This window comes from Streptomyces phytophilus (genome assembly GCF_013870535.1).
Taxonomy (GTDB): domain Bacteria; phylum Actinomycetota; class Actinomycetes; order Streptomycetales; family Streptomycetaceae; genus Streptomyces; species Streptomyces phytophilus.
In genome coordinates, this window is record NZ_JACBXC010000307.1 from 1 (window position 1) to 5,669 (window position 5,669).

At 72.1% G+C, this 5,669-nt stretch carries 4 protein-coding genes; 1 reads left to right on the plus strand and 3 read right to left on the minus strand.

Annotated features, from left to right (window positions below; all coding sequences use genetic code 11):
• Positions 1 to 316 (plus strand): response regulator transcription factor (locus H5J30_RS15600; RefSeq protein ID WP_181788036.1); only part of this gene is annotated, 316 nt, incomplete at its 5' end.
• Here H5J30_RS15600 and H5J30_RS15605 read toward each other — a convergent pair.
• The 3 genes from H5J30_RS15605 to H5J30_RS15615 form a co-directional block, all read right to left on the minus strand.
• Positions 265 to 2,268 carry a helix-turn-helix transcriptional regulator gene (locus H5J30_RS15605; protein ID WP_258563335.1) on the minus strand — a complete coding sequence of 668 codons (2,004 nt, stop codon included), beginning with the start codon at positions 2,266 to 2,268 and terminating at the stop codon, positions 265 to 267. The genes H5J30_RS15600 and H5J30_RS15605 overlap by 52 nt on opposite strands.
• 379 nt (positions 2,269 to 2,647) lie before the next feature.
• A complete protein-coding gene (locus tag H5J30_RS15610; RefSeq protein WP_181788038.1) occupies positions 2,648 to 4,852 on the minus strand; it encodes an MMPL family transporter in 2,205 nt (734 codons plus the stop codon).
• Positions 4,853 to 4,993: 141 nt separating this feature from the next.
• Complete coding sequence (locus H5J30_RS15615) at positions 4,994 to 5,467, minus strand: DUF6069 family protein (protein ID WP_181788039.1); 474 nt, start codon at positions 5,465 to 5,467, stop codon at positions 4,994 to 4,996.
• Positions 5,468 to 5,669: the final 202 nt, after the last annotated feature.

The window sequence follows — 5,669 nt, forward strand, 5'->3', positions numbered from 1 at the left end:
GCCGCACGCGCGCGCCGCGCTGGGCGCGCAGCGGCCCAAGTCGGGCTGGAAGAGCCTGACGGGCGCGGAGCTGCGGGTGGTACGGGCCATCGTCGACGGCAGGACCAACAGGGAGGCGGCGGGCGTGCTCTTCCTGTCGCCCCACACCGTCGACAGCCATCTGCGACGGGTCTTCGCCAAGCTCGACATCAACAGCCGTGTCGAGCTGACGAAGCAGTTCCTGGCGCACGAGGCGGCCGCGCCCGAGGGCACGGCCGCCTCCCGTCAGCTCGCCTCCGCGGGGCCTAAGCTCCGCTTGTCCTCGGTGACCGAGTAGATCGCCGCGGCGCCGGAGTACGTCGCGGCCTCGCGGGCGAGTTCCACACGCGTGCCGATGCCCAGCTTCTTGTAGATCTTCCGCAGGTGGTAGTTGACCGTGTGCGCCGAGAGGTGGACGCGCCGGGCGATCTGCCGGTTCGTCATCCCGACGCTGACCAGGTACGCGATGCGCCGTTCCATGTCGGAGAGCACGCCCCAGCAGGAGCTGTGCTGGTGCCCGGCGGGACCGTCGGCCACCACGGCCGCGGGGTCGGGCCGGGCGGGCACGGCCCGCGGGCGGCGCGCGGAGTTCTGGGTGGCGTGCAGCCTGGCCAGTTCCTCGGTCGCCAGCGCGACGGACAGGGTGTCGGGTGAGTGCACGACGATGTGCGCGAGCCCCGACGCGTCGCGCTCGGCGAGCGCGTTGGCGTGCCGGGCGCTGAGGCCGACGACGGCGATGCCGGGGTTGTCCCCGGCGAGGCCGTTGACGGTGTCGAGTACGGTGCGCTTGAGGTCCGCGTCGCCGGTGTCGAGCGCGAGCCGGACGAGGAACGCGGCGGCCGCCGGGTCCTCGACGTACAGCCGGCGCTCCGCCGGGAGCCGGTCGTACGGGCCGGACAGCAGGGCGACGCCCGCGCGGGGCCCCTCCCTTCTGACGGCGAGCCGCACGTCGGTCCAGGCGTAGCGCGGTGAGTGCCGTATCTCCCGGTCGCGCCCGGGAGAGGCGCGGGCCCGCTCCAGGTGCTCGGTCGCCGTGGGCAGGTCCCCGGTGTACAGGGACACGGCGGACAGGACGGCGTAGGCGAGCGGCAGGAGCGCGGGGACGGCGTTCTGCTCCGTCGCCGCGGTGACCAGCTCCGCGTGCCGGCGCGCGTCCCGGAACCGGCCGGCCGCCAGGAACATCCGCGCCCGCACGGCGGCCGGCGCGGCGTGCCAGACGTCCGCGGACAGCTCGTACAGCCCCGCCTCCGCCTCGTCGACCAGCGTCCCGGCCTCGTCGTACTCCCGCAGGTCGGTGAGCTTGGCGGCCAGTTCGAGGCGGAAGTGCAGCCGCCACAGGGGGTCGGCGCCGCCGCAGTACCGCACCGCCGCCCGGCCCAGCCTGATGCCCTCGGCCAGCTCGCCGGCCCGCCAGCTCAGGTGGGACAGCGCCGTCAGCGCCATCAGCGCGGCGACGTCGCCCGGCTGGTCCGTCCGCTCCCGCAGGATCTCCCGGGCCCGCGTGCCGGCCTCCTCCTCCCGGCCCAGCAGCAGGCCGCCCAGGAGCGCCGACGCCTCGGCGTCGAGGCGCTCGGCCGCGGGAACTCCGGATGCGGACCGCGTCCGTTGTGCGAGATCCGTGCCGACGGCCGCTTTTCCCCTCATGATGAGCCCGTGTGCCCGTGAATAGGGACCGCCGTCGCCCTCCGTCACCACGGCGGCCCGCGGGGCCTGGTACCCGGGTACCCATGATCTTCGGCCTGTTTCCTCCTCACTTCTGCCGGAATGGTGCATCGCCTCGCGCTGCAGTGCACCGCGCGCGGGTGCGGGAATGGCGGCTACGGCGCCGCGCATCAAGAAGTCGCTACGGAATACGAATTGACGCTCCGTCGCCAGCACGAAACCCGCCGACATCGCCTCGTCCAGCGGCGCGAGTAAGGTCGCGAGCGGCCGGTTCAGCATCCTGGAGACATCCTCAAGGAGAAACGACCGGCCCTGCAGCGCGGCGATCTTCAACAACTCCTGGCAGCCGGGGCTCAGCTCGCCCAGCCGCAGCTTCACGAACGCCGGCACGCAGCGCGGGGTCCGCGACTCCGCGAGCCGAACCGTTCCTTCATGCCGGACCACCAGACCTTCGTCCACCAGCCCGTACGCCAACTCCGCAAGCAACTGGCTGTTCTCTCCGGCCGCGACTGCCAGGCCGCGCAACTCGTCGCCCAACTCGGCACCGAGAAGCTCGCTCAGGAACTGCTCGTTCGCCTCCGCGTGCATCGGCCCCGGCGGCGGACGACCGGACGGGCCGGCGCCGTCGGGTATCGTCTCCGGCTTCCGCGTCGCGTTTTTCGACCACGTTGTCATATTGCCCCCGACTATCCAGGTATATCCCGGGACTTACTCAGCCGTTGCAGTGACCTCCTTCCGACTCGCGTTCAACTTGATTTTCAACCCGCGGTCTTGGGTTGCACTTGGCGCTGACTTGGCGGCGAAATCTGCGAGTTGCTATCATTTCCATAACATGACGCACTCTTTACCTGGTTTTTACTGGGCGGGAATTCACCGGACAAAAAGGTCCGCGGAAACAGCGGAAAACCGCCATGCCGAAACGGGGAACCCCGACTGAGGGATTCCCCGCTCGACGTACCGGGAAAAGTCAGACCTTCGCCTCTTCCCCGACCTCGGCCGGCGGTGGCGAGGTCGTCTCCGGAGCCCGGCGGCCGGGCATCCACCAGTTGGTGTTGCCGCACAACTCCATCACCGCGGGCACGAGCACCATCCGCACGATGGTGGCGTCGATGAACACGGCCACGGCCATCCCCAGTCCGATCTGCTTGACCGACACGTCGTGGCCGAGCAGGGAGGTGGTGAAGACGGCGATCATGATGGCCGCGGCGGCGGTGATGACCTTCGCGGTCCGCGCCAGCCCGCTGGTGACGGCCGTGCGGGTGTCGCCCGTGCGCTCGTACTCCTCGCGGACCCGCGAGATCAGGAAGACCTCGTAGTCCATCGACAGGCCGAAGAGCACCGGGAACATCATCATCGGCACCCAGGTCGTGATGGGCATGTCGGTCGGGAACCCGAGGGCCGAGCCCAGCCAGCCCCACTGCACCACCGCGACCAGCACGCCGTACGCGGCGCCGATCGACAGCAGGTTCATCACGGCGGCCTGGAGGGCGATCGTCACCGACCGCACCAGCGCGACCAGCAGCACCAGGGACAGCACGATGACGACCGCGATCATGAACGGCAGCCGCGAGCCGGTCTCCTCGGCGAAGTCGATCGCCCCGGCGTTCGGCCCGCCGACCTGGACGGCCTCGCCGCCCGGCGCCTCGGGCAGTACGTCGTCGCGGAGTTCGTGCACCAGGTCCGCGGTCTTCTCGTCCTGGTAGCCGGTCTCGGGGAACGCCATGAAGGTGGCGGCCTCGCCGTCCTCGCTGACCCGCGGCTGCGTCACGTGCGCGATGCCCGGCGTACCGCCGACCGCCCCGACGGCGGGAGCCAGGTCGCCGCCCGCGGCGTCGACCTCCGCGGCGAAGATCAGGGGCGCGCCGTAGCCGGGCCCGAAGCCCTCGGAGACGATCTCGTACGAGGTGTAGCTGCTCCGGTCGCGCGGCTGGACGCTGGCGTCCGGCAGGCTGAGCCGCATCGACATCGCCGGCGCGGCGAGCAGCAGCAGCCCCGCGACCGCCAGCACCGCGGCGACCAGCGGCCGGCGCTGCACCACCCCGGCCCAGCGCTCCGCGGGGGTGCGGCGCTCGGCGGCGGGGGTGCCGTCGCGGTCGCCGCGGGCCGTGCGGCGGGGCAGCCGCAGCGAGTTGATCCTGTGGCCGGTGAAGCCCAGGAACGCCGGCAGCAGGGTCACCGCGGCGACCATCGTCACCAGCACGGTCACCGACGCGGCGACGGCCACGCCGGTCATCAGCCGCTGTCCCATGGTGACGAGGCCGAGCAGCGCGATCACCACGGTGGTGCCGGCGAAGAGGACGGCGCGGCCCGCGGTCGTGATGGCGCCCACGGTGGCGTCCTCGGGACTCTCCCCGTTCTGCAGTTTCTCCTTGTAGCGGGTGACGATGAACAGCGCGTAGTCGATGCCCACGCCGAGGCCGATGAGCGCGGAGACCAGGACGGTGAAGTCCGGCGAGGGGACGACGTGTCCGACGATCTTCATGAGGGCGATGCCGCCGAGGATCGCCATCAGCGCGGTGACGATCGGCAGCCCCATCGCCACCAGCGAGCCGAAGGAGATGAAGAGGATCACCGCCGCGGCCAGCACGCCGACGCTCTCGGCGGGGCCCTGCTTGGGCGTCTCGGCCTTCTCCGCCTTGTCGCCGCCGAGCCCCATGAGCAGACCGTCGCCGGAGGCGTCCTTGACGGTGGTCACCAGCGGCTTGACGTCGTCCTTCGTCGCTTCCTTGTCGGTGAGCGGAATGGTCGTACGGGCGATGCGGCGGTCCTCGGTGACCAGTTGCTCGTCGTCGTACGGCGACGTCACCGGACCGGTGACCGGCGAGTCGGCGAGGTCGGCGACGACCTGCTCGACCTTCTGCCGCACGGCGGGGTCGTCGATCCCCGCGTCCGCCTTGACGGCGAGGGTCAGGGTGTCGCCCTGCTCCTCCGGGAAGTGCTTCTCCATCAGGGCCTGCGCCTTGGCCGACCCGGAGTCCCCGCCGGAGAAGTCGTTGTCGGGGTCGGCCGCGAGGCCGAAGCCTGCGGCCGCCACGACGAGCACGCCGGCGATCCAGGCCAGCAGGACCAGGCGGCGGCGCCGGTGGCAGAACCGGGCCAGCCTCGCCAGAGCGCCGTCCGGACGGGCGGTCTCGGTGGACATCATCGTCTCCTCGGGTTTCGTGCGGTGCACCCCTCATCCTCGGGACAGGGATCACCGGAGTCGACGTACAGACGCAGGCACTCCGCGGGCCGCACTACCGCGGCCGCGGTACTCCTCTTGCAGTACATGTCAAAGCAGGGCCGCCGGAGGCACGGCCGCGGGGGCCGCGGATCAGGCTAAGGAGAGCCGGCGCGCGACGACCGGGATCACGACGCCGCCGGCCAGCAGGTGCGTGCAGACCAGCACGGCCTGCGTGGTGTCCGCGGTGTACGGCGCGAAGCCGGGGCCCGCGAGGGACAGGACCGTGAACGCCCCCGCGCACACCGCGAAGACGCGGGCCGGGCGGCGGACGCCGCGTTCCGCACGCCGGGCGAGGCGGTCCAGGAGCACCGCGAGGGCGATGCCGAGGAGCGACCACAGCACGACGCTGCGCGCGACGCCGCCCACCGGGATGGCGGTGGCCTCGTCCTCCCCGATCCCGGCCGCGACCATCTCGACGCCGGCGCCGCGCGCCAGCAGGGTGAACGACTCCGCCACCGCCGCGGCGGCGAGGGTGGCCAGGACGGCGACGAGCCACACCGGTCGCGCGGCCAGCCAGGCGGCCCGCGGCGACGGGGAGTGGGACTGGGGGGCGGTCGCGGCCATGGCGCTGCCTCCTGTTCCGGCGCGGGGAGGGGGTGGACCTTCCGTACGGTAAGGCGGCGGCCGGCCGATGCCCATCGGGCCGTGGGCAGTTGAGCACCCGGTTGACGGACGGAGCGGCTCCGGCGTACGCGTCCGCCGGAGCCGCCCGTACGCCGCGGGGGGCTTATGCGGAGACCGCGCGCCTGGCCCTGGCCAGCGCGAG

Excerpts from the sequence above, each read along its gene's own strand:
- H5J30_RS15605 (WP_258563335.1), bottom strand. The coding sequence starts at position 2,268 with ATGCACGCGGAGGCGAACGAGCAGTTCCTGAGCGAGCTTCTCGGTGCC.
- H5J30_RS15615 (WP_181788039.1), bottom strand. The coding sequence starts at position 5,467 with ATGGCCGCGACCGCCCCCCAGTCCCACTCCCCGTCGCCGCGGGCCGCC.